Raw genomic sequence first — 26,762 nt, forward strand, 5'->3', positions numbered from 1 at the left:
GGGGGCAGACGGTAAGTTGCGGCCAATAGTGTTAGCGCATGACGAAATCTGTACCCACCATCACCCTCAACGACGGCCACACGATTCCTCAGCTCGGTTTCGGCGTGTTCAAGGTCGAACCCGATGAAACCACCCGTATCGTCTCTGATGCGCTGTCGGTCGGCTACCGCCACATTGACACCGCTGCCATTTACGGCAACGAGGCGGGCGTGGGGAAGGCGCTCGCGGCCTCGAAGATCAAGCGCTCGGATTTGTTCATCACGACCAAGCTCTGGAACGACCGCCAGGGCACAGAGAGCGCTTTCGACGCCTTCGAAGAGAGCCTGGAGAAGCTCGGCCTCGACTATGTCGACCTGTACCTGATCCACTGGCCGGCACCGGCCAATGACAAGTTCGTGGAGAGCTGGAAGGCCCTCGAAAAGATCAAGGAGTCCGGCCGCGCCCGTTCCATCGGCGTCTCCAACTTTCTGGTGCCGCACCTCGATCGTCTGCTGCACGAGACGAGTGTCGTTCCCGCCGTGAACCAGATCGAGCTGCACCCGGCGCACCAGCAGCCCGAGGTCACCGCTTTTGCCCGCGACAATGGCATCAACATTGAGGCTTGGGGCCCTCTCGGCCAGGGCAAGTACCCCCTGTTCGACGAGCCGGTGATAGTGGATGCTGCCGACGCGCACGGCAAATCGCCCGCGCAGATCGTGATTCGCTGGCACCTGCAGCTGGGCAATATCCTCTTCCCCAAGTCGAACCGGATCGAGCGCATGAAGGAGAACATCGACGTGTTCGACTTCGAGCTCAGCCGCACCGAGGTCGCCATGATCTCCGCGCTGGAGCGGGCCGGACGCGTTTCCGCCCACCCGAACGACGTCAACTAGGCGGCATCGCCAGCAGCGAACGGCAGCGCTATCGCGCGCGCAGCGGCCAGGGCTGCCACCCGTCCGGTACACCCTGCAACCGGTGCTCGGCGACATCGAGCAGGGCCGGGTCGGTGGTCTCCGCGCCGCTGCCGCCGGAACGTGACCCCGAGCCGTCCGGATTGGTCAGGGCGTACTGGCTCTCTCGTTTGCTGCCGACCGGATAGCGCTCGTGATAATTGCCCGACGCAACCCCCAGCACGAGCTCCTCGAGTTGCTCAACCTGCGACAGGGCGGTGTCGTCACACGCATCGCACCCGCACTGCGGGTAGGCGAAATCGTGCAGAACCCCGGCATGCACCATCAGTCCCGGAAAGCTCGTGAACACGATCGTCAGCGGAGCGGCCTGCTCATCGTGCGGCACGATCCGTACGGCGCGCGTGACGTCGGCGCCAGCTATGGACAGGTCATCCGCGCAGCTGAGATCGTCGGTGACGGTGACGTCATATGAACCTGTCAGGTGATTGATCAGCGCCTCGGCCACGACGTGAATGCCCGCAAAGCGTTCTAGGTTGCTCGTGACCGAGTAGCTGTTTTCGGGAGGGCTGTTCCCGGCGTCGTTCCAGCGCTCGCCGTACCGAATGACCGTGCCGTCGGCCGCGTAATACGTTGCCTCCGACCAGGAAGGGCGCTCATATCGGGGTATGCCGGGGCGAGAGCCGGCGAGCACAGGATACGGCATTGCTTCTGCGATAACTTCGCCGGCCCAGTCCTGTAGGAGGTCCAGTATCTTCGGTGCCCAATTCTCGGTCTCGCGCAACCGCTCGATCAGCGTCATCGGGGTGAACTGAATCGAGTCGTTGCCCACGCTGCCGTCGAGGCCGTCGAAAACCTGCCAGCATGCATCCGCTCGCAGGGAGGCGATCACATTGCCGAGGTAAACGGCGGCAGCATCGGCCAAAGCGGTATCCGCGGCCAGGGCTGCGGTGTGCTGGCGCAAAAAATCGAGCAGTGTGGCGACGTCGGCGGACAACGCGGGTGCTCCCAGACCTTCGCTGAAGTCGACGAAGGCCGCGTACCCGGTTAGGTGCCGCACCGGCAACCTGGCGGTGGTCAGATCGGTTGTCCATGAGATCGTCGCCTGCTGTGCCATCGGCTCAGGCGCAGCCTGGGCCGGTCCGTCAAATATGTTCTCGCTGCACCCCATGACTTCAGCATGACAGCGGATGTTCGCGCCGGCCAGTTCGCGCCGTACACCTGTCCCGGGATCCGCGGCCCCGGACAGAGAGACCATCGGGATCGGCCGCATGCATGTCATCTTCCCGCCATTTACGAGTAGCGTTGGTGCCATCGTCACCCCGCACCGTTGTGAAAGAAGCCCATGAACCCGATCGAGTGGCTGTTCGACGCCCAACTTCAGATCGGCACCCAGACCATCCTGTGGCGCGAGGTCGTGGGCAACGTGTTCGGTATCGCCAGCGCGTTCGGCGGTATGCGCCGCAAAATCTGGGCCTGGCCGGTGGGGATCCTCGGCAACGCCCTGCTGTTCACGGTATTTCTCGGCGCTGTGTTCGGCACGCCCAACCCGATCAACCTGCTCGGGCAGGCTGGCCGGCAGATCATGTTCATCGTTGTGTCGATCTTCGGCTGGGTGCAGTGGCAGCGCAGTCGCAACTCCACAGTGCACGTGGCCGTCGCTCCACACTGGGCCGGCACCCGCACCCGCATCCTGCTGGGCCTGGGACTCGTCGCCGGCACCCTCGTGCTCACCCCCATTTTTCGCGCCCTCGGCTCGTTCGAACCGGTGTGGGCGGATGCCTGGATCTTCACCGGATCGCTGCTCGCCACCTACGGCATGGCTAAGGGCTGGACCGAATTCTGGCTGATCTGGGTGGCCGTCGACGTGGTCGGGGTGCCGCTGCTGATCAGTGCGGGCTACTACGCCTCCGCGGTGCTGTACCTGTTCTACGGCGCCTTCACCATCGTCGGCTTCGTGGTCTGGGTGCGCGTGCAGCGTCGCCGCAACGCCCTGCTCCCGGTCGTCTAAGCCTCGATCCGCCGGTAGTGAGCGGTAACTTCGCGGCGCGCGGGAGTTGCGCCGGTGCGCGGGAGGCGGAACTCCCGCGCACTGGCGCAGCCCCCGCCCGACGAGTGGCGCAGGGGTTCTGGAACTGTGAGAAGGGTGCATCCGCGAAATGCAACTCGGACGAAACGGCTCGAACGACACAATCGGAGCACAATGGAACATGCCCAACCGTCTCGCCGATGCCATCAGCCCCTACCTGCGTAGCCACGCCGAAAACCCGGTCGACTGGTTCGGCTGGGGCGAGGAGGCGTTCGCGGCGGCCCGCGAGCGTGACGTGCCGGTGCTCGTCTCGATCGGCTATTCCACCTGTCACTGGTGCCACGTCATGGCCCGGGAAAGTTTCAGTGACCCCGCGATCGCCGATTATCTCAACGCCCACTTCGTCAGCATCAAGGTCGACCGCGAGGAGCACCCCGACGTTGACGCGAGCTACCTCGCCGCCGCGAGCGCTTTCATTGACGGGCTCGGCTGGCCATTGAACGTGTTCGTCACACCCGACGGGCAGGCGTTTCACGCCGGTACCTACTTTCCGCCGGTTGCCATGCCGGGGCGTCCGTCCTTTCTGGACGTGTTGACCGCGGTCACGACGGCCTGGCTCACCCGCCGCGCCGAGGTGACGGCCGGAGCCACCAAGGTAGCCGAGCTCCTCGCCGAGTCGGCACGCGCGCTCGGCCCGACACCGAGCGCCGGGGTAGACGTCGGGGTGGGCGCCGGGCCGGATGGGAAGCCTGGCACTGACCGGTTGGATCGCGCGGTGGCCGAGCTGGTGGGGTATGAGGATGCCCGTTACGGTGGCTTCGGCGGCGCGCCGAAGTTTCCGGTGGCTCCGGCGCTGTCCTTTCTGCTCGGACATTCCCATACGTCCGGTAACGACGGGCCCGAGCTCGCCCTCCGCACACTCAAGCGCATGGGCGCATCGCCGCTGCGCGACCCGATCGAAGGCGGCTACTTTCGCTACGCGGTCAACCGCGACTGGAGTGAGCCGCACTACGAACGCATGCTCTACGACAACGCCCAGCTGCTCGGCCTGTACACGCGGGCGTGGATGCTCACCGGCCAGGCGTGGGCCCGCCAGATCGCCGAGGGGATCGCCAGCTTTCTCTGTAACGTGATGCAGCTGCCGAGCGGCGGGTTCGCGAGCGCCCAAGACTCCGAGAGCACCGTCGATGGCCAACGCGTTGAGGGCGGCTATTACGCATTGGAACAGGGCGACCGCCGGCACCAAACCCCGCCGGCCCTTGACGAGAAGGTGCTCACCGGCTGGAACGGGCTCGCCATCGAGGCGTTGGCCCGCGCCGGCTTCACCTTCGACCAGCCGCACTTGATCGACGCCGCCCGCCGTGCCGCCGACTACCTGCGCGAGCATCACGAGCGCGCCGACGGCAGCCTGGTGCGAGCCTCGGTCACCGGTCGTGCCTCCACGGCGAAAGCCACGCTGGAGGACTACGGCATGCACGCACGGGGCCTGCTCGAACTCGCCCTCGTCACCGGTGAGGTCGCGTACGCCACCCGGGCTCGCGATCTGCTGGAGAGCACACTGTTGTCGGACGGCGTCGACGAGTCCTCCTTCCGGCCGCCGCACGGCGCAGATCCGGTGCTCACCCGGCAGGGTCTGGTCAGCGCCATTGATCCCTCCGAGGGCGCCTATCCGTCCGGCTTGTCGGCGACGGTCGACGCAGCACTGCTGCTCTACCAGCTCACCGGCGACGACCGATATCGGCGGGCAGCCCTGTCCGGGCTCGGTCCGGTCGCGCACCTTGCGCCCGACCGTCCGCTCGCGTTCGGCGCTGCCCTACGCCTGTTCGACCAGTTGCAGGGCCCCACCGAACAGCTCGTCATCGTCGTGCCGGACGAGCCGACGACAGCACCCGCCTACCCCGTCACCCTGCAACGCCTCGCCCGACGCCACCCGGCCGGAGTCGTCGCCTGCGTCTTGGAATCGCAGGCACGCGCCTTCACCGCCGCCGGATTCGACCTGTTCGCGGCGCGCACGGCCCCGAGCGGCCAGCCCACCGCGTACCTCTGCCGCGACTTCGTCTGCCAGCTGCCGGTCACCGATCCGGCCCGGGTGCCGCCGATCCAGCAAACGGCAGCGCTCCTGGTCGATATCGCCGCCGAAGCGCAACATTCGGCTGAGCCGCCCAGGCACTAAAATCGGGGTATCACCCACGGCCCAGATTACCGGGCCCGCCGAAAGGATCCTCATGGTTCCCGAAATCAACATCTGGGCCGTACTCCTGGCCACCGCGTCGAGCATGGTCGTCGGCTCCATCTGGTACACCCGCGCCGTCTTCGGCCGGTACTGGATGAAAGCGGTCGGCCATACCGAGGAGAGCATGAAGGGCAGCGGCACCGGTGCGATCATCATCACCGTGATCGTCAGCTTCATCACCGCTTCCGTGCTGGCCGGCGCGGCCGCGATCGCCCAAAACTTCTACGGCGGCAACTTTCTGGTGAACACCCTGCTCACCGGCGTCATCCTCTGGGCCGGATTCACCGCCGCCCGCATGATCACCCACGATGCGTTTGACCGCCGCCCCGCCGGCCTCACCGTGCTCAACATCGCCCACGAACTGGTCACGATCCTGCTCATGGCCCTGATCATCGGCCTGTTCGGCATCTCCGCCCAGTAACCGCGACACACCAATAGAGCGGATGCCGACGCATCCGTTCCGGCGACACAAGTCGACCAATCGGTCGACGCAGCAAATTACCACCCGTGCGACGTACACTGAAGATGCAGGCCACCGCGTTTCACCGAACGCCAGTCGCCCATCGAGAACCCCGTCACTTCTCGAGAAGATCGTTGCTGCGAACCACACGGAAACATCCACGCCGGTAATTTCGGCCGCACTCCCCGGTGTCAGCTCCGGCTGGCCCGCAACAGTGCTCCACTTTCTCAAGGAGGACCATGGCGACACTCGACATCCCGGACGCTCAACCGGATACTCCCGAGCAGGGCTACCCGGATTCGTTCGGCGGCGACATCTTCGACACCGATGCGTTGCGGTCCGACTCCGTGGGTTACGACTCCAACGAGCCCGAACCCCCCACTAACACCGGGCTGATTCCCACCCTGTCGCTCAGCGGTGAACCCGAATTGGTGCTGATCACACCGGATTCCCGCACCCGCCGCTTCGACCGCGACGACCTCGTGGTACGTAAGGGCGAGATCGCCCTGATCAACGGCCACTACACGCCGCACGAGTCCATGGTGAAAGACCTGGTCGCCGTCTACGACGCTCTGACCAACGCCGGCATCGATTTTCTGCTGGTGCGCGGCGACCACAACCGTCCGGTCATCGCCGTCGACCGCAAACGGCGCAAGGAAATCACCCGGGTTCTCGCCACCGCCTTCGCCAACGAGCCTTTTTACGCCAAATCGCTCGACGGCAACGTGAGCCAGCAGCTTCTCCTCGCCGACGGCGCTCTGACGACGCTGCGCAAGTCATCCGTCTTTCGGGTCTACCGTCCGCGCATTGAACCGATCGGCCGCCTGCGCTACGGCGCGCAGACCGCGTTCCAGTTCGAGCTGTGGCGCTTTGGCGAAGAAGAAATCATCGCCCCGGTCGAAAACGTACTCATGCGCACCCGGTTGCCGCGCTCCGAAGCCCGCGAAACCACGATTGACCTGTACGGTCGCACCTGGTTGACCCTGCAGAACATGTTCGACGATCTGGCCAGCGACGTCTCCTTCGACATCGATCTCGTGTTCAGCTGGGTCGACGGTTCCAGCGCCGCGTTTCAGAAGGAACGCGCCAAGCGGATGAAGGACTACGTCGTCGGTGAGGGTGACGATTCCGATGCCCGTTTTCGGCAGATCGACGAACTCAAGTACGCGCTACGCAGCGTGTATATGTTCGCTCCGTGGATTCGCCGTATCTTCATTGCCACCGACTCGCCGGCACCCGAATGGCTGGCCGAGCATCCCCTCGTTACGATCATGCGCAGCGAAGACTTCTTCGTCGACACCAGCGTGTTGCCCATTCACAATTCGCACGCTGTGGAAAGCCAGCTGCATCATATTCCCGGGCTGGCCGAGCATTTTCTGTACTCCAACGACGACATGTTCTTCGGTCGTCCGGTCGGCCCCGAGTTGTTCTTCTCGCCCGGCGGCGTGACCAAGTTCGTGGAGGCATCCACTCGGATCGGTCTCGGCGAGAATGACCCGACCCGCAGCGGATTCGAAAATGCCGCCCGCGTCAACCGGGCGCTGCTGCGCGGCCGGTTCGGCAAGGTCACCACCCGTCACCTCGAGCACACGCCGGCGCCGATGCGCAAGAGCGTGCTGTTGGAGATGGAGCAGGAATTTCCCGAAGACTTCAGCCGTACCGCGGCGAGTCGCTTTCGTTCGGCCACCGACATCTCGGTCACCAACTCGCTGTACCACTACTATGCGCTGATGACCGGTCGCGCGGTCGCACAGACGCAGGTGCACTCGCTGTACATCGAGACGACGCTGCGCATTGCCCTGCGCCAGATGAACCACCTGCGCAAGCGCCGCGATCAGGACATGTTCTGCCTCAACGACGGCAGCCACCCCGAAATCTCCACCGAGGTGCGCACCGAAGCGGTCACCGACTTTCTGGAACAGTATTTTCCGATCGTGGCACCGTGGGAACGGGCCAGCGCCGGAACTAGTGCAGAACCGGGATCGGCCTGGTCATTGGCGGCTCGCGCAATGCAGGCAGAGTTTCCGACGGCGTGATCTCAATGCCGGAAGCGTGCAGACGACGCGCGCTTTCGGCGGCATCGACGTACTCGAGCGTCGGATAGTGCCCAAGCGGCACCACGGAGTGCAGGACCGTGCCGGGGTAGACGTGCACGAGGTTGAACGCTCGGGCTCCGTCACGTCCGAGCGTGCCGCCGACCGGAACGTTGAGATCCTGTGTGTAACAGGTCGCTGACGACACCGACACGGGAATGCCGGCGAACATCGCCATGGACGAGTAGTGCAGGTGCCCGGCGATGATGCTGCGCACATCGGTGCCGCGCAAAACCTCGGCCAGGCGCTCCTGGTCGCGCAGCTCCACAGCGGTGGCCAGGTCGAGCACGCTGGGGATCGGCGGGTGGTGCATCGCCAGAATGGTGCCGTCAGGTGCCGGCACGCGCAGCTCTTCGGCCAGCCAGCGCAACTGCTCGTCGGACACGGCACCATAGTGGTGACCGGGCACCGAGGTATCCAGCGTGATCAGACGCAGGCCATTGAGATCGAAGCATCGGTCGATCGGTGCAATGCTGGGCTCCTGGCCGAGCAGTTCGGTGCGAAACGCCGAACGGTCGTCGTGATTGCCCATCACCCAGACGACGCGGGCGCCCAGCCGGGCTGCGGTGGGCTCCACGATTTCCCGCAGGAGCTCGTAGGCGCCTGGTTCACCCTTGTCGGCCAAATCGCCGGTGAAGACGATGGCCTCCGGGCGGGCGCCGGAGGCCTCCACCTCGGCGAAAAGTTCAGCCAGATGGGCTTCAACATCGACGCTGCCATAGAGCTTCGAACCCCCCGCCAGCAGGTGGGTGTCGCTCAGATGTAACAGGAAATGGTCCGGCCGGGGGTACTCAGCCGTTCGAATGCTCACGGAGCGTCCATTCGTTTGTCGCGGGCACACGCTGCGGGAGCGCCATCGCGATTCATCACACTATTCGATCAGAAGTTCTTGAACAACGGGTGTATGCCACGCAACAATCCTGCAACAGTCGGGGCAAATGGGCAAGGAATATCGTCCAGCTCTCGTGGATCCATTGACCGGCTGCCGCCCGACCCGGCACCTGGGCGTGTTCCCACCGGCCCGGTGACAGACTGCCTCCCAGCCGGGCTGTGGCATGCTTGATCGTGCGCAACCGGTCAAGTCTCAGCTCCCTCAAGCAGGGTTCGCTGGGGTACCTCGCCGGAGCCGCACTCACCACCGTGGCTTTCATCGGTCTGTACCTGTTCTTTGTGCGCAGCCATATCGGCCAGGAAGCGGACCAACTGGCCTATGACGGCGCCGAGTTCGGCCGCCGCAGCATCACTCCGTTCACCGGCCGAGTGCTCGACGCGGTGCCGGATATCGCCGTGGCGTTCGGGCTGGTGCTGACCGCCGTCATCGGGTTCGTGCGCCGCAACTGGCGCACCCTGCTGGTGGCTCTGGTCGCCGCGGGGGCTGCAACGGCTTCGGCCCAACTGCTCAAATATGGCATTCTGGCTCGCCCCGACCTGGCCGTCGACGGCTACGCCGGAAACTCCTTCCCGTCGGGGCATACGACGGTGGCGGCGGCATCCGCTCTCGTGGTGTTTCTGGTCTCCGGCCCCCGGATGCGCCCGATGGTCGCCGGCTGGGGAACGGCCTTCGCCGTGCTGGCCGGGGTGGCGACCCTCGCCAACCAATGGCACCGGCCGAGCGACGTGATCGCTGCCCTGCTCTGGGTGGCCCTATGGGGGTGCCTCGCCGGAGCCGTGCTCGCCTGGCCGAGCGTGGGCATCGTGCCGCGAGCGGAGGCCGGCGTTCCGGCTGGAACCGCAGCCCCACGCTGGCTCGCGCTCACCGGGCTGCGGCAGTCCACCATGCGCGGTATTCGCTGGCTGTCGATCGGCTGCGGCGCGGTCTCCGCCGTGGCTTTCGTCGCCACCCTGGTTCTGAACACCAGTCTCTTTGAGTCGGTCGGAACCCTGGGCTCGATCGTGGCCTATCTGGGCGGTGTCACGGCGATTGTCACCGCCGGCCTGGTGCTCGCGCTCAGCGGAACGCGACTGTTCGCCCGCCTACCCTGACGGATCTCGCCGCCGAGCCGCGGCCGACGGCACCGCGGCAAAGATGGGGTGTACTCAATCGAGGTCCCGTGCGACACTGGCTCATGGCCGTCACGCTGAGAGCGCTCCAGACCGTTGTTCCCCCGACAATTCTGATTCAGGAGCAGGTGCGGGATATTTTCGCCGCCCAGCCCGGACTCACTCGGCTGGCGCAACGGCTGGTCAGCACGAGTTTCAACGTGTCGGGCATCGACACGCGGCATACCGTCATCGCCGAACTCACCCTCGACAACGATGCCGCCCAACCGCAGTTCTTTGACGCGCAGCAGCAGCTTCTGCTGAGGCCGAGCACCCGGGTGCGCAACGAGTTGTATATCGAGGAGGCCACCAAACTCTTCGTCGAAGCCGGGCGCCGCGCGCTCGCGGCCTGCCCCGACATTCGTGCGGAAGATGTCACCCACGTCGTGACCGTTTCGTGCACCGGGTTCTACGCCCCCGGCCCCGACTACATGCTGGTGCGTGAGCTCGGCCTGAACGCCAACACCCAGCGCTACCACCTCGGATTCATGGGCTGCTACGCAGCGATGCCCGCCCTGCGCACCGCGAAACAGTTCGTTGAAGCCGACCCGAACGCGGTCGTGCTCGTGGTCAGCGCCGAACTCTGCTCGCTGCATCTGCGCACCTCGAGCGACCCCGACACCATCGTGGCCTCCTCGCTGTTCTCCGACGGTGCCGCCGCCGGCATTGTCAGTGCGCGCGCGCCGTTGCCCGGCGAGAAAGCCCTCGGACTCGACCTATTCGAAACGGTGATCACCCCGGTCGGTGAGGGCGACATGGCCTGGAAAATCGGTGATGAAGGATTCGAAATGATTCTCAGCACCTACGTTCCGCACATCATCGACGAACACATTGAAGAGGCGCTCGCCCCGCTGTTCGCCCGGGATGCGTCGATCACCGGGCAGCTCGCCGCCGGGCGTGCAGCGGATGCCGGCCCGGTGACCGTCGGCACCGGCGGGACCCTGCTGGCTCCCCTTCTCACCCTCGCTCCGGCCCCGTCGCTCAGCTCGGTGATCGAGCACTGGGCGATTCACCCCGGCGGCCGCAGCATTCTCGACAAGACCGAGGCGAAACTTGCGCTACGCACCGACCAGTTGATCCCGTCGCGCGAGACGCTGCGCACCAACGGCAACATGAGCAGCGCAACCATTCTGTTCGTGATGAAGGCCATTCTTGACGCCCCGGCCACGGCCGACGGCGAACGGGTCTGTGCCATGGCGTTCGGCCCGGGCCTCACCGTGGAATCCAGCCTGATGACCGTGGTCGAGGGCTGAATGGCCCTTCCCTCACTGCGCGTGCGGGCACACGACGCGGTGGAGATCATGGATTCGCCGCTGTGCGACCCGGCCATGCTCACCCGTACCTACCGGGACTTTCGCGTCGTCAACGCGGTGGTGTCCGGCTGGTCGGGGATCTATCGCACGCGCATCCGCCCCGCACTGTCGACCACGACCGAATCGACGCTGCTCGACGTCGGCTCCGGCGGCGGCGACGTGTCGCGGGCGATCGCCGGCTGGGCGCGCCGTGACGGGTTGCGGCTTCGGGTGACCGGCATCGACCCGGATGCCCGCGCGCACGCGTTCGCGACCAGCCAACCCACGATCGCCGGACTGTCGTTTCGACGGGCGCTCAGTTCCGATCTGGTCGCGGAGGGCGCACGGTTCGACTTCGTTATTTCCAACCACGTGTTGCACCACCTCAGCGCGGCCGAGCGGCACGGACTGCTCGAGGATTCGGAGGAACTCGTTCGCGGCCGGGTGCTGCACGCCGATCTGGAGCGGTCGACATACGCCTACCTCGGGTTCGCGGTGGCGACCTGGCCCTTCTTTCGGCATTCCTACATTCGTCCCGACGGGCTGACCTCGATTCGGCGCAGTTATACCGCCCATGAGCTGTGGGCCGCGGTGCCGGCCGGGTGGGTCGTCTCCCGCGGCTGGCCGTCTCGTCTCGTACTGAGCTGGGATGCGCCCGGTGCGTGATGTTGTCATTGTCGGTGGGGGACCGGTCGGCACGATGCTGGCCTGCGTGCTCGCCGTCGGTGGGATCGACGTGGAGGTGCTCGAACAGCGGGAACAGCCGTCGCTGCGCTCCCGGGCCATCGGCATCCACCCGCCCTCGCTCGCTACCCTCGCCGGGATCGGCGTTCTGGATGCCCTGCTCGAGCGTGCCGTGCGCATTGGAGCGGGGGAGGTGCGCTGCGATGGCCGACGGCTCGGACAGTTGTCGTTCGAGCGGGCAGCGCCGCGGTACCCGTTCGTGGCGGCCCTGCCGCAATACGAGACCGAGGCCCTGCTGCGGCAACGGTTCGAGCAGTTGCGACCGGGCCGGTACCGCAGCGGTGTCACCGTGACGGCGGTGCGTGACGGCGGTGCTGCCGTGCTGCTGTCGACCGACGCCGGCCAGGTCGAGGCCCGCTATGTGATCGGCGCCGACGGCGCGCGTAGCGTGGTGCGCCACGCGGCCGGCATCACCTGGCAGCAGCTGGGCCGCCGGGAAACCTATCTCATGGGTGACTTTATCGATACCGCGCTGGCTGATACCGGACCCGGTGCGAGCCGTGCGGTGCTCTATTTCGAACGCGGCGGAGTGGTGGAGTCGTTTCCGCTGCCCGGTGGCCGGCGTCGCTGGGTGGCCATGACCGATTTCCTGGCAACGGATGCCGGCAGCGCCGACCTCGCCGCGCTCATCCGTCATCGAACGGGCGTGCGTGTGGCCGAACCCGTCGGGGAGGCCAGCGCGTTCGCCGTGCAGCAGCGGCTCGCCGGGCGCATGCACGCCGGCCGCATCGTGCTGGTCGGCGACGCGGCACACCAAATCAGCCCGATCGGCGGGCAGGGCATGAACCTCGGCTGGCTCGACGCCGTTGCCCTCGCGCCGGCGCTGCAACGGGCGCTGCTGGTACCGTCGCAGGCGGCATCCGTTCTGGCCGGCTACGACCGCACCCGGCGCAACGCCGCTCGTCGCGCGGCCGTGCAGGCCGGATTTAACATGAACATGGGCCGACCGGCGCACGGCGTGCGACTGGGCGCCCGCAACGCCCTGGTGCGCGCCCTCACGCTGCCCCCGGCCAACGAACTCATCGCCCGGGCGTTCACGATGCGCTGGCTGTGAGCGTGCGCCGGCCCGAAGTGGTGCCGGCTCCGGCCGCAGATCGAGTTGAATAGACGGGTGACTTCTGCACCAATAACCACTGACCTCATCTCCCGGCTGCGCTCCGACCTTGCCGCCGCCCATTTCTCGGTTCCGGGCCTGACCGGATTGTGGGGCATCGACGCGGATGCCGCCCTCCGCCGTAACCAGCGGGTCCCGGCCCAGCGCGCGCTCGCCGCGCTCGCCACCAGGCTGGGCCGGAACGAGCCCGCCGCGACCCTCGCGCGGCTGTTCCTGCTCGGCGACCAGGTACCGCGCGCTGACCTCGACACCGCAATGCCGACACTCGGGGCCAAGGGCGCGGAAGAGCTCGCCCTCGTGGCTTTCGTTGGTAACCCCACCGCCACAGACTCGGCCGGGCCGGAAACATTCCTGCGCCCGCTCGTCGACCTGCGCCCGTACAGCTTCGTCGACGCCCACGGTGCCGGCAGCTGGTGGATCGTGAGTGATCTGGGGGAGCTGGCGCTCGGGCATCCGCTCGGTGAAACGCATGTTCTGGGCATCGGCGGGGCCTCCCGCACCCTCAGCGGCCTCATGATGCCGACACCCGTGGCGCGGGCGCTCGACATCGGCACCGGCTGCGGAATTCAAGCCATGCACGCCGCGCGGCACGCCGAGCACGTCGTCGCGACCGATATTTCGGTGCGCGCGCTCGAATTGGCGGCGCTCAACGCCGAGCTCAACGACATCGACAATATTGAGTTTCGCTTCGGCAGCCTGTTTGAGCCGGTGGCGGGGGAGCGTTTCGACCACATCATTTCGAATCCGCCGTTCGTGATCACCCCGCGGGGCGTTGACGTGCCGAGCTACGAGTACCGCGACGGCGGCATGGTCGGCGATGCGCTGGTCGAAGCCGTGGTGCGGGGCGCCGCCGCGCATCTGAGCCCCGGAGGTGTGGTGCAACTGCTCGGCAACTGGGAGTATCACGACGACACGGATGCCTTCGACCGGCTCGAGCGGTGGCTCACGCCGGTTGCCGGAGAGTCGTTGGACGCCTGGATCATCGAGCGTGAGGTGCAGTCGCCGGGCGAATACGCCGAAACCTGGATTCGGGACGGTGGTACTCGCCCCGGCACCGCCGACTTCGACCTGCTCTACAACGCCTGGCTGAATGACTTCGAAGCGCGCGGCGTGCGCCGGGTGGGGTTCGGCTACCTGGTGCTGCGTCGAACCGATGTCGTCGCCACCGGCCTGCCTACTCCGCCCACCCTGCGCCGCCTCGAACGGATGCCCGATGCCCTCGGCCACAATCCGGCGGGCCTCGGCGCCCACCTGGCCGAGTGCCTCGCGGCCCACGATTGGCTGGCCCGAACGGATGACGCGCTCCTGCTGCGCACGAGCCTCACCGTGGCTTCCGATGTCACCGAGGAACGCCACTACTGGCCCGGCCAACCAAATCCCACGCTCATGACGCTGCACCAGGGCGGCGGATTCGGCCGCTCGGTGCCGCTCGACACGGCCCTCGCCGGTCTGGTCGGCGCCTGCGACGGCGACCTCGCGGTCGGGGCCATCATTGGCGCTCTCGCCCAGCTGCTCGAGGCCGACGAGGCCGCTCTGGTCGCCGAACTGCTGCCGCAGCTGCGTGGCCTGCTCGTCGATGGCTTTCTGAGCCTGCCCGAGCCGGTCTAGCCACCGCCGCCCCCGTTCGTAACTCCTGCAATTTGCACAGGCGTCAGAATAGTTGGGCGGAATTCCGCGCATCCGTTTGGCGCCGGTCACCAATTGCAGGAGTTATGCGCGGGCGGGGCGCTAACCTGACGCCATGACTACTACACCAGCGCTTCCGGCCGCCTTCGACCTGGCAGGTCGCACGGCGCTCGTCACCGGGGCAGGCAGCGTCACCGGCATCGGCTTTGCCGCAGCGCGGATGCTGGGTGAACTCGGCGCCCGGGTGATCCTCACCGGCACGACGGCGCGGGTGCACGACCGCGCGCTCGAACTAGTCGCAGACGGCCTCGAAGCCAGCGGAGTCATCTGCACCCTCGACTCGGCCGCCGGGGCCGCCGGGCTGGAGGTGGCGCTCGCCGCGAGCGGACTCGAACCGACGATCCTGGTCAATAACGCCGGCATGGTCGCTGTCGGCGACGCCGAGATGGGGCACGGCGACATTTTGACCAGCCCCGCCGAGTGGGAGCACGGCCTCGCCATCAACCTGTCCACGGCCTTTCACGCCACGCGCACGGTGATCGGTTTCATGCGCGCGGCCGGCTGGGGCCGCATCGTGACGGTGTCCAGTGTGAGCGGCGCGATCATGGCCAGCCGTGGTGACGTTGCCTACGCGGCGGCCAAGGCCGGTCTGGTTGGGCTGACCCGGGCCCTCGCCGTCGACGAGGCCGGAGCCGGTATCACGTCCAACGCCGTGGCCCCGGGGTGGATCGGAACCGGCTCCCAGCTCACCAGCGAGGCTCTGGAAGGGGCGCTCGTGCCGGCCGGACGCAGTGGTACACCGGGGGAGGTCGCATCCGTTGTCGCCTTCTTGGCGTCCCCCGGCGCCGCCTACGTCACCGGCCAGGTGATCGTCGTAGACGGTGGCAACGCCGTGGCCGAAGAGCGCCGCCCCCAATAGCACCTCCCGCAGACTCCGTGCGGCGGTTAGTTCTTGGGGGTGGCTTTTCGCAGGGCCAGGTAGCCGCCGAGGGCTGCGAGTGCGGCCGGAACGAGCAGCCAGGCGAAGATTCCGGCGATGCCCTGCGCGACGAACCAGATCGCAACCGTGGGCCAGCTGCTCGTGAAGGTGATCAGCATAATCGTGCCAACGATGGCCAGGGCGAGTGCGCTCCAGAACACGAGCATCCCGGGCATCCGCCAGCGCATGTAGATCGTTGCGATCGACGCACCGACGAAGAACACCAGAAGTTGCATCACGAAGAACGAGAACACGTCCACCCAGAAACCGTCGAGACCGAGCCAGAGTGCGTTGAACATGTAGCTGTTCAGCCACCACCCGTGGGTGAGCTGCTCGAGCTGGGTCAGCACGGCAAAGGCCAGAGCGTTGCCGGCCGAGATCAGCACGAACAGGAGTGCGGTGCCGAGGTAGAAGTCCCGGCGGGTCACGCCGAAACCGAGCGCGAGGGGAAACCCGAAGGAGATGGCCTGCACGCCGACCACGACCAGATACCACTGCGGCGAGAGCACGGCCCAGCTATACCGCTGGCCCTCGATGGCATCGGGGGTGCCGAGGCCGCCCGTGGTGAAGCCGATGATCTGGGCGATGAAGACGGTGATCACGAAGGCAATGCCCACGATTAGCCAGGGGATACCGATATAGGTGCGTCGGTCGACCAGGTGCAGCCGCACTACGTTCCAGATGCGTGTCGGAGCGCTGCGCGGGTGAACGGATGCCGCGGTGCCGGTCATTAAATCAGTCATGAGTGGGTACTCCAAGCATCGGTCGCGGTCACAGCGTCATGAGTGGTCGGGCTTCCCGTGGTGCTCGTGGTGCGCTGCACGATGAGCTGCTGCAGCGACACGGGGGAGAGTTCGAGCCCCGCAGCGCGGGCCGCTGTGCGTTCGGCCTCGCTCAGGCCGCTGACGGTCACCGAGGCGAGCCCGCCGATGCCATCTCGGGAAATAATGTCGCGTCCGGCGACGAAAGCATCGACATCCGTTTTCTTGCCGACCACGGTACTGGCGGAGCCGCGCAGCTGCTCGGCATCCTGATCCATGAGGATACGACCCTCGTCAATGACGAGGACGTGCTCGAGCAGGTTGCTCACCTCGTCGATGAGGTGGGTGGAGAGAATCACGGTGCGCGGATGCTCGGCGTAGTCCTCGAGGAGGCGATCGTAGAAGATCTGCCGCGCCACCGCGTCGAGGCCGAGATAGGGTTCGTCGAAGAAGGTGAGCGGTGCCCGCGAAGCGAGCCCGACGATCACACCGACCGCCGACAGCTGCCCACGGGACAGTTTCTTGATCGGTCGGTTCAACGGCAGCCGAAAATCGTCAACGAGCCGGGCGGCGAAGGCGGCATCCCAGTTGGCGAAAAACCATGGCGCGCTCGCCAGCACGTGTTCGGGTCGAAAACTGTCGGGGTACTTCTGGCTTTCCTTGATGAAGCACAGCGACTGCAACACCCGGGCGTTCTCCACCGGTGATGCGCCGAATACCTCGAGGGTGCCGCTCGTAGCGAACTGCTGCCCGGTGAGCAGCTGCATGAGAGTGGTCTTGCCGGCGCCGTTACGACCCAGCAGACCGTAAATCTTGTTGCGCTCGACCGTGAAACTCACGTCGTCGATAGCGGTGAACGTGCCGAATCTCTTGGTGAGGCCGGCCACGCGCACGGCGGTGTCAGGGTCAGTGCGGGTCATGAGTTGTTTGCCTTTCGCTCGGTCGCTGTCGGGTTCTTGATCATGTCGGCCACCTGCTCGGGCGTGATGCCGAGTTTGGCGGCTTCGTCGAGCAGCGGACCAACGAAGTTGGTTCGAAACTGCTCGGTGCGGGCGCCGACGAGTCGTTGTCGGGCCCCGGTTGCTACAAACATTCCAATTCCTCGCCTCTTGTAGAGAATGCCGTCGTCGACCAGACGGTTGACGCCCTTGCCCGCGGTGGCCGGGTTGATGCGGTGAAATGCCGCGAATTCGTTGGTTGAGGGCACCGGCGATTCCTCCTCGATGGCGCCATCGATGATGTCGTTCTCGATCTGCTCCGCGATTTGCATGAAGATCGGTTTGCCCGCCTCAATCAAGGACTGCCTGCTTTCAATCAGTGGATGGTGCGGCCCGCTCACCGACCGCCGGTCGGTTAGCTGGTTAGTTGGTCATGTAACTAACTAAGTACCTTCGGACGAAAATGTCAACCCTCGAACCTCGACGCGGCGACGGTCTGCGGTAGTTTGGACGTATGACTGGCGCCGGACTGAACAGCTGCGGGCCCGCGCCCGAGATTTGCCGTCCCGGACCGGACCGATCGTGAAGCGGCGCACTTTTTTGCTCGGCACGGCATCGGGTTTTTCTGTGTTGGCCCTCGCCGCGTGCGTGGCGCCGGCGCCGGTGCCGACGCCATCCGTGGTGCCCACCCCGGTGAACCCCTCGCTGGTACCGCAGCCGCTGGCCGTCTCCCGTACCAACTGGTCGACCGACCCGTTCTCGCGCGGATCCTTCAGCTACGCCGCCGTCAACTCCACCCCGGAGCACCGTGCTGCCCTGCGGGGGGCTGTTGGCGCTCGGGTGTTCTTCGCCGGTGAAGCGACCGCGGTCGACGCGCCCGGCACCGTGGACGGCGCACGCACTTCGGGACAATTCGCCGCCAGCCGGGTGAAGGACGTCGCCGGCCCCGACGAACGCATCACCGTCGTCGGTGCCGGTATTGCCGGCATCGCTGCGGCGCGTCAACTCGTGGATGCTGGTTTCAATGTCGTAGTAATCGAGGCGCGCGACCGGATCGGCGGGCGCATCGATACCGTCCGTGGCGATTGGCCGTTCCCGATCGAACGGGGACCCTCGTTCGTGCGCGGCGCTTCGGAGAGTTTTCTGGACGACGAGCTGACCGCGCTCGGAGTCAGCCTGATCCCCGTCGTACCCGCACCCGAGGTGCGCACCCGGGCCGGTGCCGTTGTCGACGCTTCACCACTCGGCGCTCAGGCCGTCGCCGGTGCACTGCGCTGGGCGGCCGAACAGCAGAGCGATGTCTCGGTGGAACGCGCCCTGATCGACTCCGGCGAAGCCGACCTGTCGACAACCCCCAACGCCGACGGCCTCTCGGATGCCGATTGGCTCGAATACGAAATCGCCACCAAGCTTAAGGTTGAGACCGGTGCCACGCCGAGCCTGCAATCGGCCTGGTATACCGGCGACCTGGCCTGGGCCGAGGACGACAAGATCGTCGTCGGCGGCTATGCGACCCTGCTCACACACGACGCAGACGGCCTCGATCTGTTGCTGTCCAACGTGGTCAACCGCATTGCCCACGACGATGACGGTGTGAGCCTGCGCCTCGGAACCGGCGAGTCGGTATCGGCCGATCGCGTCATCGTCACGGTACCCCTGGGAGTGCTGCAGGACGCGGCGATTGAATTCTCGCCGGCGCTGCCGTTTGCGCACCGTGCGGCCATCGCAGCCCTCGGAATGGGGGTCGTCGACAAGGTGTGGTTGCGCTTCGACACGCCATTCTGGGACACCGAGGCTCAGCTGTGGACCGTTGTCGGGGACGACCCCGACTTTCCCCTCTGGGTCAACATGATGCCGCTCACCGGGGAACCCGTGCTGATGGGCATGGTTGCCGCCGAAAACGCAACCCGCCTCTCCGCGCTCGATGACGACGCGTTCCTGGCAGCGGCGCTCACAGCGCTCGAACCGTTTCTCGCAGTGCCCGACGCTGCCGAATAGTCCAGGCCCCGGACGTCAGTCGGTCGCAGGCCACGGTGCGCGCAGGTGCCGCGGCGTGCGCTTGAACCGGGTGATCCAGGTGAGCAGCGCCGCAATTCCGGTGATGATCGCCACGATGATCAGGCAAAAGAACACCGTCTCGCCGGGCCCGCTCACCTGACGGGCATCCAAAAAGAAGTACGGGTACCAGCGTACGATCGGTCCCCGAACCAGCGTGAAGACCAGCCAGAACACCGGAAACACGATGGCCCAGGCGAGATATTTCCAGGACAGCCGGGCCTTGAACGGGTCCACGATCCAATCAATGAGCGCGCAAACCGGAATGACGAAGTGCAGCAACTGGCTCGACCAAGGCACTTCGATTGAATAGTGTGCAGCGGACGACTGCCACACGATAATGCCGTAGACCACGCCAGAGACCAGAATGTAGGTCGTCACCATGGCCCGCAGCATGTCGAGCCAGGCCGGGTCGGTCGGTCGGCGCAACGCAACGACGGCCGCCGTCAGAAACACGAGCACGGCGGCCATGGCGCTTTGTACCGTGAAATAGCTGAAAAAGTTGGCGATCGCAAACGTGGTCACACCGAGGGTGTACTCAAAATAGTTGATCAAAGCGACGAGTCCCGCTGTGGCCAGGCCCAGGCGCGCTAGACCGAACGCGGTGCGCGCTGTCATTCGCGTTCCCCGGGGCTCGTGCGCGCGGTCATACGGTAACGCTACGCCAGCGCGGGGCTGCCTCCGAACTCAGCGGGTGATCAAAAACTCCGCTTCGCCCGTCGGAGTGACATCGCTCACTTCGAGCGCGGTCACGACGGCGTAGCGTGGACCGGTGTGCAGCCAGCGCAGCATACGCGAGACGGATTCCTCCGGCCCCTCGATTTCGAGTTCCACCGACCCGTCTGGCCGGTTTCGCACGTACCCCACCAGCCCGAGGCGCAGTGCCTGGCCCCGGGAATGATACCGAAACCCGACGCCCTGGACCTCGCCGCGTACGAGAATTCGTTTACGAATCACCCGACTATTGTGTACCGGGCGCCGCCGCCGCGCGAGTCCCGCTGCGGCTGCGTAGACCGTCCACGAGCGCGGTGATGCCGAGATCGAATGCAAAACGCGCTGAGGCGTGTGCGGCGTGCGCCGGGTCGAGGTTGCGACGCAGGTTCTCCAGCTCGACTGGAACTATCGCTAGCGCGGCCAGGTTGCTCGGCGCGATCAGATCGAGGGCGCTGCCGAGCACGTGCGCTTCGACCGTGCGCACAACGGCAATCCCCTCGCCGTTGGGCCAGCCGCCGTGCCCGAGCGCCGTGACGACAATTTCGTACATGCGCAGTGTTGACGGGTCGGTGACCGGGGTCGTCGCCAAGAGACGGATGCAATTGGGCCGCGTCGCGAAGGCGGCCAGGTAAGAGTGTGCCCAGCTGATCAGGGCCACGTCCCATGATTCGGTAGCAAAGCTACTGGTGTCGATTTCTTCCACGATGAGGGCGCGCATGCGTTCGATCAGGTCGTCGCGGCCGCCGATGTGGTTGTACAACGACGATGGACGCCGGTTCAGCCGGGTGGCCAGGGAACGCATGGTCAGGGCGTCGCTGCCGTGGGTCTCGGCCAGATCGAGGGCGGCGACGGCGATCTGTCGACTGGTCATTGCCATGAAATCTCCTCAGAAAAAAAGCTTTCCATTTCCCGCTCTAAACCGTACTGTACTCAATACGAACATTGTTCGTATTTTGCCAAACGCTAGGAGACGACAGCGTGACATCCACCCTCTTCACCAATGGAACCGTCTGGATGGGGCCGCTTCAGCCCGATGAAAGCGCCCTCTCCGTGATCGATGGTCGCGTCGCGGCGATTGGCACTGCCGCCCAGGCTGCAGCGGATGCTGACACCACGGTTATCGACCTGGCCGGCGGTTTTCTTATGCCCGCATTCGGAGAAGGTCACGCGCATCCGGTATTCGGCGGCCTGGAAGAAAATGGTCCCAACATTCGCGCCTGCGCGAGCGTGGCCGACATCGTCGCCGAAGTGCGGCGCTACGCCGAGGCGAACCCCGACCTCGACTGGATTCACGGTGCGTCCTACGACGGATCGTTCGCCCCTGGCGGCTTGTTCGATGCCCGCTGGCTCGACGAGGCCGTCAACGACCGCCCGGTCGTGTTGCGCGCCTGGGACTACCACACGCTGTGGTGCAACTCCCGGGCCCTCGAGTTGGCCGGAATCAGCGCCGAGACCCCCGAGCCGGCGCTCGGCGAAATTCCCCGCCGCGCCGACGGAAGCCCGCTGGGCGTGCTGCGCGAATGGGGCGCGGTCGACCTGATGAATGCGGTGAGTCCGGGCTTCTGTGACAACCACCGGGTCGACGCGCTGCGCCGGGCCACCGCCCACTTCGCCAGCCTCGGCGTGACTTGGGTGCAAGACGCCTGGGTTGAGCCGAACGATATTGACGTCTACCTTGAAGCGGCCGCGAGTGGAGCCCTGTCAACTCGGGTCAATCTGGCCTTGCTGGCCGACCCGCGTCACTTTCCCGGGTCGTTTTCCGACCTGCTGGACGCGCGGGAACGCGTTCTCCGGTTGGGGCATCCGCTGCTCACGGCCAACAGCGTCAAGTTCTTCGTCGACGGAGTCGTGGAGAACGAGACCGGCGCCCTGCTCGAACCGTATTGCTCGGGCATGCATGACCACGGCATGCTGCTTTGGCAGCCGCAGCAGCTCTCCGACGCGGTCGCCCTGGTCGATGCGGCCGGCTTCCAACCACACCTGCACGCCATCGGCGATGCCGCGGTACGGCAGGCGCTCGACGCCATCGAGCACGCCGAACGGGTCAATCCGGCCAGGGACCGCCGCCCGGTGATCGCGCACGTGCAGCTTGCCAGCGCGAGCGACCTCGCTCGATTCGCGCAACTCGGCGTGGTCGCCGTCATGCAGCCGTTCTGGGCCCAGCTCGACGCGTTGATGACCGTGCTCACCGTGCCGCGCCTCGGTCCTGACCGCACCGACCGGCAGTATCAGCTGCGTACCCTCGCCGAATCCGGGGCCACCCTCGCGTTCGGGTCCGATTGGCCCTGCTCTTCGGCGGCACCACTGGACGGTCTCGGTGTTGCTATCTCCCGCACCACAGTGGAGGGGAAGCCGGCTGGCGGCTGGACCCCCGCCGAACGCCTCGATGCAGAGACAGCCCTCGCCGCCTACACGAGCGGGGTCGCGCGGCAGGCCTTCGCCGACCAGACGGATTCCCCGTGGGGCGTCATCGAGGTCGGTGCGAGCGCCGACCTGGTCTGGTTAGCGGCCGACCCGCGCACCACGCCGGCCGCCGACCTGCCCCAGATCGCGGTGCACGCCACCTATCTGGCCGGAACGGCAACCTACCTGGCCGCAACCAAAACCCTCCCGGCTCTGTCCGCCGAATTCACCGCAATCTGAAGGGAATAGCTATGTCAACGAAGACCAATTCCTCCCACGGTTCAGCCACCTCCGCGACCACCGGAGCGAGCACCGGAGCGAGCACCGCGCAGCTTCGGCGTGTTCTCGGTGTGCCATCGCTCGTATTGTTCGGCCTGGTCTACATGGTGCCGCTCACCGTGTTCACCACCTACGGCATCGTCACCCAGATGACCGGTGGCCGACTGCCGATGGCGTACCTGATCACCCTCGTCGCGATGGTGTTCACCGCGCGGGCCTACGGACATATGGCGCGCGCGTTTCCGTTTGCCGGATCGGCCTATACCTACACACAACGCAGCTTCGGACCGGGGATTGGCTTTCTCACCGGCTGGTCGTTGATGCTCGATTACCTGTTTCTGCCCATGATCAACTACCTGGTGATCGGGATCTACCTCAACGCGGCGTTCCCCGCCCTGCCGGCGTGGACCTTCGTGCTGGCCACCATCATCCTCGTCACCGTGCTCAACATCGTCGGCATCGTCTCGGTCACCCGGGCCAGCATCGTGATCATCGCCGTGCAGACCATCTTCATCGTCGTATTCGTTGCCCTCGCGATCGTGTCGATCGGCCGTGGCGCCAGCCTCGATTTGCTCGCCCCATTCAACGGTACCGGCGATGCTCCCGGCTTTGCACCGCTCGCCGCCGGCGCCGCCGTGCTCTGCCTGTCGTTCCTCGGCTTCGACTCGGTCTCCACCCTCGCCGAAGAAACCCGCGATCCGAAAAAGAACCTGCCGCGGGCGATCATGATCGTCACCATCGCCGCCGGGGTTATTTTCGTCGGCTTGTCCTACCTTGCCCACCTGGTGCTCCCCAGCCACGCGTTTTCGAGCGTCGATTCGGCAGCCCTCGACGTGGTCGGCGTCGTCGGGGGACAATTTCTGGTGGCGTTTTTCACGGCCGCGTACGTGGCCGGCGCGGCCGGGTCCGCGCTCACGTCCCAGGCATCCGTTTCACGAATCCTGTATGCCATGGGTCGCGACGGCGTGCTTCCGACCCGGTTCTTCGGGCGCATCAGCTCCCGGTTCGGTACGCCGGTGATTGCGATCGTCATTGTCTCGATCGTGTCGCTTCTCGCCCTCGTGATCGATCTGGGCCTGCTCGCCGAGATGATCAGTTTCGGCGCCCTGATCGCGTTCACAGCGGTGAACCTCTCGGTGATCAAACACTATTTCGTCGCCGAACACCTGCGCCGCGGCAGCCGCCTGCTCAACTACCTGATCGTGCCGAGCGTGGGCGTTGTGCTCACCCTCTGGCTGTGGACCAGCCTGTCGCCGCGGGCGCTCATCGTTGGTCTGATCTGGCTCGCGGTCGGTTTCGTTTACCTGCTCGTGCTCACCCGCGGATTTCGCCGACCGACGCCGATGCTCGACCTTAAGGACTAGTCGGTCGACCGCACGCCGCCTGACTGGCTACATTGCAGCAAACATGATGGCCATGACCGCGGCGCCGACGGCTTCAAACCCGTGATCCGCGCGCACGGAATTGTGTGGAGCCGCAATGCGGGGAGCAGATTTCGTTACCTGCCAACGCACGAGCAAAACCAAAAATACGATCGCTGCAGCACCGAAGGTCAGAGCCAACACCGTCGCCAGGTCAGGTGAGTGATCCAGCGCGGCTGTACCGGCGCTTTGGGGTGTTGCCGCCATCGAGTGGTGCCCACCCGACATAGACATTGTGCCCGCAGCCAGGCCTGAAGAACCGGCGGTCGTCAGGTGGCCCATCATCAGGGCGACCATCACAGCAGCGCTGGCCATTGCAAAGGTGTGGTACGCGCATTTCAGCCGGCCGTGGCTGCTGGCGCAGAGTATTTTGAGTTCCGGTCGGGCGACCGCCTGCAGCAAAAACCACAGTGCCGCCACGGTGAGAACTGCGATTTGAGCCAGCATGGTCGTGGCCCCGAGATGCCACATCATCGAAGCCATCACGACGTTCATGAGGGCGCTGAGGCCGTTGTTGACTCGGCTCGTGATCTGACGCGACCGGATCGCCTGCACAACGTAATAGCATCCACTGAGTAGTAGAACGGCTGTGAGCGTCCAGGTAAGTGCAGGAAGATCGAACACGGGGTTCACTCTCTCCACTGGATAGCGGATAGGTATGGAAGCGGTCCCCGGTGCGGCTGCAACCGCACCGGGGACCGCTTGTTTTGTTTCAGCTTCAACCCTGGGGTGGTCCAGGGTCACCGTCGGTTCAGTGTCCGCTGCAGCACGTTCCGGTGTTGGTCGCGATCTCCTCCGAGGTGGGGAGGTTGAGGGTGGGGTTCTCGTCGAAGAAGCCGTGCGGTTCGAGCATGAAGCCGATGTTCTGGCGGGGCATGACGGGCCAGTCTTCGAGGCGCACCACGTGGTGCATTCCGAAGGTGTACCAGACCACGAGGTCCTGGTCGACGATGTTGCGGTCAGCGAGGGTCCAGGCGGGGAGGCCATCGCCGCCGGTGCTCTGGTTCGGAAACTCGCCAGCGGGAAAACGCTCGGCCCGGTCGTACGCGGTGACCCACAGGTTGTTGCGGGCGAACTGGGCGCGCTGACTCACGTGCGAGCGTTCGTCGGCGGCGAGGGTGATGGCGTTCGTGGGGATGAGACGGTAGGCCACCGATTCGTTCACCAGGTTCTTGCTGTCGCGGTTGGCGACCTTCCAGAAGCGGTGCTTGGAGCTGTCCGCCTTGCGAATTGCCGCCTGCTCGGTTTCCAGCAGTCGATCAACCGCGCGGAAAGCGGTGAAGGTGGGGTTGTCGGCCGGTGTCTCGGTGTCCACCTCGTAGACGGAGTTCAGCGGACCGTCGACCTCGAAGTCCATCCGCACGTTGAAGAGGTGCTGGTGGATGGGGCCGTAGAGTCCGTCGTTGTTCAAGGCCTGACCATACGGGGTCTTCTCGCCCGGGTTCTGGGCGGCTGTCGACAGAATTCCGGTGGCCTTGACCAGGAACTCGATGCTGCCGTCTAGGAAGAGGTGCCAGTAGAACGCGTACTCGTAGTTGGCGACGGTCGCGATAAAGGAGATCACGAGCTTGCGGCTGCGTCGCACTTCAGCGGTGCCCTCGCGGAAGTCGAAGTGCTTCCACATGATGCTGTCGTCTTCTTCGTGCATGCAGATGGCGTTCTCGATGGTCATCGGGTTGCCGTGACTGTCGGTGGTGATGCCATCGAAGTACTTGATCTCGCCGAGGCAGTCGCAGCCGAGCTTGAGCGAATTAGCCATGTTGCCGATGTTGTATTCGCCGGAATCGAAGGCGTTCTTCTTGGCCTGCACGGGAGCGGGGTCACCATATGGAACGACCATCTCGGCCAGTGACGCACGGTTGATGACGGAGCGGTCGGTGCCCTTGTTGCGGAACTTGAGCTGGTGCAGCACCAGGCCTTCGCGGGGCGTGAAACCGACGCGGAAGGACCAGTCGGCCCACTGCACGTGGTTGCCCGTCACCGTGTAGGACGCGCCTTCGGGCTGGGTGATGGAAATGGGCTTGAGGTCGGTGCGGGCCGGCCCGACATACTTGGGCAGGTAGTTGCCTGCGGCTGCGGGGACCGGGATAGCCTCGGCGTCTTCCACCCTGGCTACGGTGCCCGAGCTGAGGTCGTAGATGACGACGAAATTCTCGATCGGGTGGGCATAGGGGCTGTCATCAGGATCCTGCCGCACGAAGACGAGGGCGCGCATCAGACGTCGTCCCTGCGCGTCTTCGCCGAACCAGCCGACCGACCAGGGCTCAAAGCAGACGAGGTCGAGGTTGGTCAGGCCGCGGGCAGCAAGTGCCTCCACGACGCGCGGGTCCTTCTTGCAGTTGATCTCGCACTCGGCGAACTCGTCCAGCATGAACGGCGGCTGAACGCCGGAAGCCAACTGCGTCCACTTCGAGACAATGCCGGCGTCGAGGTTGACGATGGCTTCGAACGCGTTCCCCGTGCCACGGTCGATGAGCACCGAGTCTGCTTCGCGCTCGGTTTCACTGCCGGCTCGGAGGGCATGCTTGGACGGTTCGCGCAGCTCAACGCTGATGAAGCGGAACGTCTCGGCTGCCGCAGGCCCATTCTTGAGGATGGCGACTGCCCGGGTAATCTCGGCGCGGGACAGCGGATCGAGCGGGTGTGCCCCGACAACGGTCTGAGTTTCAATGCTGATGGTCATGGTTCTCTCTC

Annotated in this window: 24 protein-coding genes; 14 read left to right on the forward strand and 10 right to left on the reverse strand. The window is 65.6% G+C overall.

Annotated features, from left to right (window positions below; genetic code table 11):
* Positions 1 to 38: 38 nt before the first annotated feature.
* Positions 39 to 872, forward strand: coding sequence for an aldo/keto reductase (locus tag QMK22_RS02015; protein ID WP_283495950.1), 834 nt, complete (start codon positions 39 to 41; stop codon positions 870 to 872).
* A gap of 28 nt (positions 873 to 900) precedes the next feature.
* Here QMK22_RS02015 and QMK22_RS02020 read toward each other — a convergent pair whose 3' ends face one another.
* Entirely contained in the window at positions 901 to 2,004 is a 1,104-nt protein-coding gene (locus tag QMK22_RS02020) for a DUF6226 family protein (RefSeq protein WP_283495951.1), read from the reverse strand.
* A gap of 228 nt (positions 2,005 to 2,232) precedes the next feature.
* Between QMK22_RS02020 and pnuC the strand changes: the two genes are divergently transcribed.
* From pnuC to QMK22_RS02040, 4 genes are all read left to right on the forward strand, one after another.
* Positions 2,233 to 2,898 carry a nicotinamide riboside transporter PnuC gene (pnuC, locus tag QMK22_RS02025; RefSeq protein ID WP_283495952.1) on the forward strand — a complete coding sequence of 222 codons (666 nt, stop codon included), beginning with the start codon at positions 2,233 to 2,235 and terminating at the stop codon, positions 2,896 to 2,898.
* A gap of 199 nt (positions 2,899 to 3,097) precedes the next feature.
* Positions 3,098 to 5,089, forward strand: a complete 1,992-nt coding sequence (locus tag QMK22_RS02030) for a thioredoxin domain-containing protein (protein WP_283495953.1) — start codon at positions 3,098 to 3,100, stop codon at positions 5,087 to 5,089.
* Between the two features lie 52 nt (positions 5,090 to 5,141).
* Positions 5,142 to 5,570 carry a DUF1761 domain-containing protein gene (locus QMK22_RS02035; protein ID WP_283495954.1) on the forward strand — a complete coding sequence of 143 codons (429 nt, stop codon included), beginning with the start codon at positions 5,142 to 5,144 and terminating at the stop codon, positions 5,568 to 5,570.
* Between the two features lie 278 nt (positions 5,571 to 5,848).
* A complete protein-coding gene (locus QMK22_RS02040) occupies positions 5,849 to 7,645 on the forward strand; it encodes a stealth family protein (RefSeq protein ID WP_283495955.1) in 1,797 nt (598 codons plus the stop codon).
* On the opposite strand, the gene QMK22_RS02045 is transcribed toward QMK22_RS02040, so the two are convergent.
* The gene (locus QMK22_RS02045) at positions 7,575 to 8,513 is read right to left on the reverse strand and encodes a phosphodiesterase (RefSeq protein WP_283495956.1); all 939 of its coding nucleotides are present in this window, start codon (positions 8,511 to 8,513) and stop codon (positions 7,575 to 7,577) included. The genes QMK22_RS02040 and QMK22_RS02045 overlap by 71 nt on opposite strands.
* A 239-nt stretch (positions 8,514 to 8,752) precedes the next feature.
* Here QMK22_RS02045 and QMK22_RS02050 point away from each other — a divergent pair, with 239 nt between their 5' ends.
* From QMK22_RS02050 to QMK22_RS02075, 6 genes are all read left to right on the forward strand, one after another.
* Positions 8,753 to 9,685 carry a phosphatase PAP2 family protein gene (locus QMK22_RS02050; RefSeq protein WP_283495957.1) on the forward strand — a complete coding sequence of 311 codons (933 nt, stop codon included), beginning with the start codon at positions 8,753 to 8,755 and terminating at the stop codon, positions 9,683 to 9,685.
* A gap of 83 nt (positions 9,686 to 9,768) precedes the next feature.
* Complete coding sequence (locus QMK22_RS02055; protein WP_283495958.1) at positions 9,769 to 10,995, forward strand: type III polyketide synthase; 1,227 nt, start codon at positions 9,769 to 9,771, stop codon at positions 10,993 to 10,995.
* Positions 10,996 to 11,700 (forward strand): class I SAM-dependent methyltransferase, encoded by a 705-nt coding sequence (locus tag QMK22_RS02060; protein ID WP_283495959.1) that lies wholly within the window; start codon positions 10,996 to 10,998, stop codon positions 11,698 to 11,700.
* Entirely contained in the window at positions 11,684 to 12,832 is a 1,149-nt protein-coding gene (locus tag QMK22_RS02065; RefSeq protein WP_283495960.1) for an FAD-dependent oxidoreductase, read from the forward strand. The genes QMK22_RS02060 and QMK22_RS02065 overlap by 17 nt, the downstream gene beginning before the upstream one ends.
* Positions 12,833 to 12,889: 57 nt before the next feature.
* A complete protein-coding gene (locus QMK22_RS02070) occupies positions 12,890 to 14,500 on the forward strand; it encodes a DUF7059 domain-containing protein (protein WP_283495961.1) in 1,611 nt (536 codons plus the stop codon).
* A 133-nt stretch (positions 14,501 to 14,633) separates the two neighbouring features.
* Complete coding sequence (locus QMK22_RS02075; RefSeq protein WP_283495962.1) at positions 14,634 to 15,437, forward strand: SDR family oxidoreductase; 804 nt, start codon at positions 14,634 to 14,636, stop codon at positions 15,435 to 15,437.
* A 26-nt stretch (positions 15,438 to 15,463) separates the two neighbouring features.
* Here the strand turns inward: QMK22_RS02075 and QMK22_RS02080 are convergent, their stop codons facing one another.
* Genes QMK22_RS02080 through QMK22_RS02090 form a run of 3 tightly spaced genes read right to left on the reverse strand, consistent with a single transcriptional unit; the run spans position 15,464 to position 17,528 of the window.
* Positions 15,464 to 16,240, reverse strand: a complete 777-nt coding sequence (locus QMK22_RS02080; protein WP_283495963.1) for a hypothetical protein — start codon at positions 16,238 to 16,240, stop codon at positions 15,464 to 15,466.
* Positions 16,237 to 17,178: an ABC transporter ATP-binding protein gene (locus tag QMK22_RS02085; protein ID WP_283495964.1), complete on the reverse strand. Its 942-nt coding sequence runs from the start codon at positions 17,176 to 17,178 to the stop codon at positions 16,237 to 16,239. The genes QMK22_RS02080 and QMK22_RS02085 overlap by 4 nt, the downstream gene beginning before the upstream one ends.
* The gene (locus QMK22_RS02090; RefSeq protein WP_283495965.1) at positions 17,175 to 17,528 is read right to left on the reverse strand and encodes a GntR family transcriptional regulator; all 354 of its coding nucleotides are present in this window, start codon (positions 17,526 to 17,528) and stop codon (positions 17,175 to 17,177) included. Before QMK22_RS02090 ends, QMK22_RS02085 begins: the two co-directional genes overlap by 4 nt.
* Before the next feature lie 250 nt (positions 17,529 to 17,778).
* Between QMK22_RS02090 and QMK22_RS02095 the strand changes: the two genes are divergently transcribed.
* The gene (locus QMK22_RS02095; protein ID WP_283495966.1) at positions 17,779 to 19,194 is read left to right on the forward strand and encodes a flavin monoamine oxidase family protein; all 1,416 of its coding nucleotides are present in this window, start codon (positions 17,779 to 17,781) and stop codon (positions 19,192 to 19,194) included.
* A 15-nt stretch (positions 19,195 to 19,209) separates the two neighbouring features.
* Here QMK22_RS02095 and QMK22_RS02100 read toward each other — a convergent pair whose 3' ends face one another.
* The 3 genes from QMK22_RS02100 to QMK22_RS02110 all read right to left on the reverse strand — a co-directional run bounded on the left by QMK22_RS02100 (position 19,210) and on the right by QMK22_RS02110 (position 20,836).
* Positions 19,210 to 19,869, reverse strand: coding sequence for a Pr6Pr family membrane protein (locus tag QMK22_RS02100; protein ID WP_283495967.1), 660 nt, complete (start codon positions 19,867 to 19,869; stop codon positions 19,210 to 19,212).
* Between the two features lie 69 nt (positions 19,870 to 19,938).
* Positions 19,939 to 20,208: an acylphosphatase gene (locus QMK22_RS02105; RefSeq protein WP_283495968.1), complete on the reverse strand. Its 270-nt coding sequence runs from the start codon at positions 20,206 to 20,208 to the stop codon at positions 19,939 to 19,941.
* Between the two features lie 4 nt (positions 20,209 to 20,212).
* A complete protein-coding gene (locus QMK22_RS02110) occupies positions 20,213 to 20,836 on the reverse strand; it encodes a TetR/AcrR family transcriptional regulator (RefSeq protein ID WP_283495969.1) in 624 nt (207 codons plus the stop codon).
* 107 nt (positions 20,837 to 20,943) lie between these two features.
* Between QMK22_RS02110 and QMK22_RS02115 the strand changes: the two genes are divergently transcribed.
* Complete coding sequence (locus tag QMK22_RS02115) at positions 20,944 to 22,608, forward strand: amidohydrolase (RefSeq protein ID WP_283495970.1); 1,665 nt, start codon at positions 20,944 to 20,946, stop codon at positions 22,606 to 22,608.
* Between the two features lie 11 nt (positions 22,609 to 22,619).
* On the forward strand, positions 22,620 to 24,011 hold the full coding sequence (locus QMK22_RS02120) for an APC family permease (RefSeq protein ID WP_283495971.1): 1,392 nt from the start codon (positions 22,620 to 22,622) through the stop codon (positions 24,009 to 24,011).
* Between the two features lie 27 nt (positions 24,012 to 24,038).
* Here QMK22_RS02120 and QMK22_RS02125 read toward each other — a convergent pair whose 3' ends face one another.
* A complete protein-coding gene (locus QMK22_RS02125) occupies positions 24,039 to 24,692 on the reverse strand; it encodes a DUF5134 domain-containing protein (RefSeq protein ID WP_283495972.1) in 654 nt (217 codons plus the stop codon).
* 127 nt (positions 24,693 to 24,819) lie between these two features.
* The gene (locus tag QMK22_RS02130; RefSeq protein WP_283495973.1) at positions 24,820 to 26,751 is read right to left on the reverse strand and encodes a primary-amine oxidase; all 1,932 of its coding nucleotides are present in this window, start codon (positions 26,749 to 26,751) and stop codon (positions 24,820 to 24,822) included.
* Positions 26,752 to 26,762 lie beyond the last annotated feature (11 nt).

Origin of the sequence: Cryobacterium sp. PH29-G1 (genome assembly GCF_030063365.1) — a bacterium.
Taxonomy (GTDB): Bacteria; Actinomycetota; Actinomycetes; order Actinomycetales; family Microbacteriaceae; genus Cryobacterium.

Coding starts and splice junctions, on each gene's coding strand:
- QMK22_RS02015 (WP_283495950.1), top strand. CDS start 39: ATGACGAAATCTGTACCCACCATCACCCTCAACGACGGCCACACGATT.
- QMK22_RS02020 (WP_283495951.1), bottom strand. CDS start 2,004: ATGGCACAGCAGGCGACGATCTCATGGACAACCGATCTGACCACCGCC.
- pnuC (WP_283495952.1), top strand. CDS start 2,233: ATGAACCCGATCGAGTGGCTGTTCGACGCCCAACTTCAGATCGGCACC.
- QMK22_RS02030 (WP_283495953.1), top strand. CDS start 3,098: ATGCCCAACCGTCTCGCCGATGCCATCAGCCCCTACCTGCGTAGCCAC.
- QMK22_RS02035 (WP_283495954.1), top strand. CDS start 5,142: ATGGTTCCCGAAATCAACATCTGGGCCGTACTCCTGGCCACCGCGTCG.
- QMK22_RS02040 (WP_283495955.1), top strand. CDS start 5,849: ATGGCGACACTCGACATCCCGGACGCTCAACCGGATACTCCCGAGCAG.
- QMK22_RS02055 (WP_283495958.1), top strand. CDS start 9,769: ATGGCCGTCACGCTGAGAGCGCTCCAGACCGTTGTTCCCCCGACAATT.
- QMK22_RS02060 (WP_283495959.1), top strand. CDS start 10,996: ATGGCCCTTCCCTCACTGCGCGTGCGGGCACACGACGCGGTGGAGATC.
- QMK22_RS02065 (WP_283495960.1), top strand. CDS start 11,684: ATGCGCCCGGTGCGTGATGTTGTCATTGTCGGTGGGGGACCGGTCGGC.
- QMK22_RS02075 (WP_283495962.1), top strand. CDS start 14,634: ATGACTACTACACCAGCGCTTCCGGCCGCCTTCGACCTGGCAGGTCGC.
- QMK22_RS02080 (WP_283495963.1), bottom strand. CDS start 16,240: ATGACTGATTTAATGACCGGCACCGCGGCATCCGTTCACCCGCGCAGC.
- QMK22_RS02085 (WP_283495964.1), bottom strand. CDS start 17,178: ATGACCCGCACTGACCCTGACACCGCCGTGCGCGTGGCCGGCCTCACC.
- QMK22_RS02090 (WP_283495965.1), bottom strand. CDS start 17,528: ATGCAAATCGCGGAGCAGATCGAGAACGACATCATCGATGGCGCCATC.
- QMK22_RS02100 (WP_283495967.1), bottom strand. CDS start 19,869: ATGACAGCGCGCACCGCGTTCGGTCTAGCGCGCCTGGGCCTGGCCACA.
- QMK22_RS02110 (WP_283495969.1), bottom strand. CDS start 20,836: ATGACCAGTCGACAGATCGCCGTCGCCGCCCTCGATCTGGCCGAGACC.
- QMK22_RS02120 (WP_283495971.1), top strand. CDS start 22,620: ATGTCAACGAAGACCAATTCCTCCCACGGTTCAGCCACCTCCGCGACC.
- QMK22_RS02130 (WP_283495973.1), bottom strand. CDS start 26,751: ATGACCATCAGCATTGAAACTCAGACCGTTGTCGGGGCACACCCGCTC.